Here is a 3,552-nt window from a genome sequence, read left to right on the forward strand (position 1 = left end):
ATTGTAAATCGGTTTCTAGAATTTTATTTAAACAAATAAGCCTTCAATACTTAAATAATGTTCACCTGTATCGTAACAAAAAGTTAGCACTTTTGCATTTTCAGGAATTTCTGGAAGTTTTTTAGCCACAGCTGCAAGTGATGCCCCTGATGATATTCCTATAAACATTCCTTCTTCTTTTGCGGCTCTTTGTGCGTATGTGAAAGCTTCGTCTTTGCTTACTTGAATTGTTCCGTCCAATAAATCAGTATGAAGGTTTTTAGGGATAAATCCAGCACCAATGCCTTGAATAGGGTGTGGAGCAGGAGCGCCACCACTTATTACAGGAGAAGCTTCTGGCTCAACTGCATAAACTTTAAGGTTTGGGAAATGCTGTTTTAGTATTTCGGCACAACCTGTAATATGACCACCCGTTCCTACGCCTGTGATTAAGTAATCTAGGCCTTCTGGGAATGCTTTTATGATTTCTTGTGCAGTAGTTTTTTTATGAATTTTAATATTAGCGGGGTTTTCAAACTGAAGTGGAGACCATGCATTATCCGATTCAGCAACCAGTTCTAGTGCTTTTTCTAGTGCTCCTTTCATTCCTTTTTCTCGGGGTGTAAGTACAAATTCGGCACCATACAAACTCATGAGTCTGCGTCTTTCAATTGACATCGATTCTGGCATTACCAATACTAATTTGTACCCTTTTACGGCTGCAACCATGGCAAGACCAATACCAGTATTACCTGATGTAGCTTCAATAATGGTTCCGCCTGCTTTGAGTAACCCTTTTTCTTCGGCATCTTCAATCATGGCGAGTGCAATTCTATCCTTTATGCTTGCACCAGGATTAGCGCGTTCTAGTTTAATGTAAATATCATGGTTGTCACCAAACAAACGATTGATTTTTACATGTGGCGTATTGCCTATTGTGTCGAGTATGTTGTTGAACTTTGTCATAATTTATATGGAGAAAAAATTAATATCTTTTGTTTCTAGTTGATTTAAAACTTTGTTTTTATTAGACTGCATGACAAATGAATACGGATTTACACTTTTTGTGATAAACGTATTTCCGCCTATAATACTGTGGTTTCCTATAATGGTACTGCCTCCTAAAATGGTTGCATTAGCATAAATTATAACATGATCTTCAACGGTAGGGTGTCGTTTTTTTTCTTGCATACTTTTTTCTACTTGCAAGGCTCCTAGGGTTACACCTTGGTAAACACTCACATGTTTTCCTATCACCGTGGTTTCACCAATTACAATTCCTGTTCCATGATCAATTATAAAAGGAACTCCAATGGTAGCATTCGGATGGATATCTACTCCTGTTTTACTGTGTGCATACTCCGTTAAAATTCTGGGAAGTAGGCAAGGTGTTCTTGTTGCAATGGCATTGGCTATACGATATACTTCAATGGCAAAAAAACCTGGGTAAGAATTAATAATTTCTTGAATGCAATCAGCAGCTGGATCTGTGTCTAGAATAGCTTGCGCATCCTGCTGCATGTTAGCGTATAAATGTGGTAAAGTAGTATAAAACGCTTCGGCATCATCAAGAATTGCATCCGTGGTTTTGTTCTTTACAATTTCGGATAAAATACTAATAAAATCGGCTTTATTTTGGTTTAAAAGCACTTCTATTTGAATGGTCTCTAAAGCTTTTTCAGGGAATAAAATTTTGAATAAGTCATCAATCCAATTGACAATTTTAGAGGAATCAATGGCTCGAACCCAATTGTTGTTTTGGTTTTCGCTTAAAAGTGTAGAAAATCGTTTGTTTTCAGGTGTCATTTTTATAAAATAAGTTCTAAATAATGTGGTCCTGCCCACGTTTTACAAAGATATGGGAGATTTGTTTAGAAAGTATGGTACGTTTTGTAAATAATTGTTAATGTAAATAAAATAAACAAATTAGCGTATTTCTGTCATCATTAAAGTAAAAAAAAAATCCGATTGGCAAACGAGTCAATCGGATTTTATGAATTTAAAGTTTGCTATCTTACAAGTGAATTACTTCGCCATAAGCATCAGCGACAGCTTCCATTACTGCCTCACTCATAGTTGGGTGTGGGTGAATGGCTTTTAATATTTCATGTCCAGTAGTTTCTAGTTTACGAGCTACAACTGCCTCAGCAATCATATCTGTAACACCAGCACCTATCATGTGACATCCTAACCATTCGCCGTATTTAGCATCAAAAATTACTTTTACAAAACCATCAGGTGTTCCAGAAGCTTTTGCTTTCCCTGATGCTGAGAATGGGAATTTACCAATTTTTAATTCGTATCCTTTTTCTTTAGCTTGTTTTTCAGTTAATCCAACAGATGCAATTTCTGGAGTAGCATAGGTACAACCTGGTACGTTTCCGTAGTCAATTGGTTCTACATGAAGACCTGCAATTTTTTCTACACAGTTAATTCCTTCTGCAGATGCTACGTGTGCTAATGCTTGCCCCGGAGTAACATCACCAATGGCGTAATAACCTGGAATATTAGTAGCATTGAAAGCATCAACTAAAATTTTATCTCTATCAGTTGCAATTCCTACTTCTTCAAGTCCAATGTTTTCAATGTTGGTTTTGATTCCAACAGCTGAAAGTAAAATGTCAGCTTCAAGAATTTCTTCTCCTTTGGCTGTTTTCACAAATGCTTTTACACCAGCACCCGAGGTATCAATACGCTCTACAGAAGAGTTTGTCATGATTTTTACACCTGCTTTTTTCATAGAACGTTCCATTTGTTTAGAAATGTCTTCGTCTTCAACAGGTACAATGTTTGGCATAAATTCAACAATAGTTACTTCTGTTCCCATTGCGTTGTAAAAATGCGCAAACTCAACCCCAATTGCTCCAGAACCTACAATGATCATCGATTTAGGTTGTGTTGGCAATGTCATGGCTTGTCTGTAACCAATTACTTTTACACCATCTTGTGGTAAGTTTGGTAATTCACGAGAGCGAGCTCCAGTAGCAATAATAATATGATCTGCACTGTATTCTGTAACTTTATTGTCTTTGTCAGTAACGTCAACTTTTTTGCCTGGTTTTAATTTTCCAAAACCATCAATTACGTCAATTTTATTTTTTTTCATTAAGAATTGAACACCTTTGCTCATTCCATCTGCTACTGATCGGCTGCGTTGAACAACAGCAGGGAAATCTTTATCAAATGAGGATACTGTTAATCCGTAATCCGAAGCATGTTTTAAATAATCAAAAACTTGAGCCGATTTAAGTAAGGCTTTTGTTGGGATACATCCCCAGTTCAAACATACACCACCTAAGTTTTCTTTTTCTATTACGGCTACTTTAAAGCCCAATTGAGATGCTCTAATTGCAGTAACATAACCACCAGGACCACTTCCTAAAACTATAATATCGTATTTCATTGTAAAGTTTTTTTGTTTTTTTAAATTTCTTTTAAAAATGAAGTCGTAAAAACGTTGCTCATTTTTTATTGATATGTATGTTAAAATGCTGAAATATGACTTTTTGTCAAAAAAATCACATTAACCTTAAAATTGCTGCTAATTTAAGGATTAATTTGATTATTGTAAAA

3 protein-coding genes are annotated in these 3,552 nt (G+C 35.8%); all 3 read right to left on the minus strand.

Annotated features, from left to right (window positions below):
• Positions 1–27: 27 nt before the first annotated feature.
• The 3 genes from cysK to lpdA all read right to left on the minus strand — a co-directional run bounded on the left by cysK (position 28) and on the right by lpdA (position 3,382).
• Complete coding sequence (cysK, locus tag FPG59_RS14840) at positions 28–945, minus strand: cysteine synthase A (protein WP_086455342.1); 918 nt, start codon at positions 943–945, stop codon at positions 28–30.
• A 3-nt stretch (positions 946–948) separates the two neighbouring features.
• Entirely contained in the window at positions 949–1,785 is an 837-nt protein-coding gene (locus tag FPG59_RS14845) for a serine O-acetyltransferase (protein WP_140344685.1), read from the minus strand.
• Between the two features lie 208 nt (positions 1,786–1,993).
• The gene (gene lpdA, locus FPG59_RS14850) at positions 1,994–3,382 is read right to left on the minus strand and encodes a dihydrolipoyl dehydrogenase (RefSeq protein ID WP_086455343.1); all 1,389 of its coding nucleotides are present in this window, start codon (positions 3,380–3,382) and stop codon (positions 1,994–1,996) included.
• Between the last annotated feature and the right edge of the window lie 170 nt (positions 3,383–3,552).

Origin of the sequence: Flavobacterium sp. FPG59 (assembly GCF_002150205.1) — a bacterium.
Lineage (GTDB): Bacteria > Bacteroidota > Bacteroidia > Flavobacteriales > Flavobacteriaceae > Flavobacterium.

Bases quoted from the DNA above. Each gene is read 5' to 3' on its own strand.
- cysK (WP_086455342.1), bottom strand. From the start codon at position 945: ATGACAAAGTTCAACAACATACTCGACACAATAGGCAATACGCCACAT.
- FPG59_RS14845 (WP_140344685.1), bottom strand. From the start codon at position 1,785: ATGACACCTGAAAACAAACGATTTTCTACACTTTTAAGCGAAAACCAA.
- lpdA (WP_086455343.1), bottom strand. From the start codon at position 3,382: ATGAAATACGATATTATAGTTTTAGGAAGTGGTCCTGGTGGTTATGTT.